Source organism: Methylocucumis oryzae, from assembly GCF_000963695.1.
GTDB classification, from domain to species: domain Bacteria; phylum Pseudomonadota; class Gammaproteobacteria; order Methylococcales; family Methylomonadaceae; genus Methylovulum; species Methylovulum oryzae.
Genome location: NZ_LAJX01000386.1, coordinates 1 through 642, shown reverse-complemented (window position 1 = coordinate 642; position 642 = coordinate 1). Strand labels below are relative to the sequence as shown.

The 642-nt window shown below is 52.8% G+C and carries 1 pseudogene; it reads left to right on the top strand.

Annotation, left to right across the window (positions count from 1 at the left end):
* Positions 1-52: 52 nt before the first annotated feature.
* A pseudogene (tnpC, locus tag VZ94_RS21835) lies at positions 53-642 on the top strand (IS66 family transposase); the annotation flags it as partial.

Below are 642 nucleotides of genomic sequence, written 5' to 3'. Positions count from 1 at the left end.
GCCTTCCTTGGCGCTCATGATTATGCCGCTATAAGCCTTATTTACTGACACTGGCGACGCCGGTGCCTGTATAGAACTCGGTTGTTTCGCACATGCCGACGCAAATTCTTTGACTTGCACCAGGCTAATCACAGCCCGATAGCGTTAGAGGCGCTAAACCGAATAGCTGAGCTATATGCGGTAGAAGCCGAAGCTAAGACCCTGACCATTGCTGAGCGGCAAGCCTTACGCGCCGAAAAAGCCTACCGGCACTAGCCTCTTTGCACGCTTGGCTCATGGCAACCCGCGCCAAAACCGCACCTGGCGGCGCCACTGCCAAGGCTTTAGATTACAGCCTCAAACGCTGGCCGGCGCTTTGTCGCTACGCCGAAACCGGACACTTGCCGATTGACAACAACCCGACCGAGAATTGCATTCGACCTATCGCGATTGGCAAAAAAAACTGGTTATTCGTGGGTTCTGAACGGGCTGGCGACCGTGCCGCAGCGATTCAAACCTTATTAGGGACGGCTAAACTCAATGGCTTAAACCCTACCGAATGGCTCAAGGATACTTTGGAAAAATTACCGACTTGGCCCAACAGTCGTATCGATGAGTTGCTGCCTTTTGCAACGGCAAATTCCGAGACAGTTAAGGATCAGA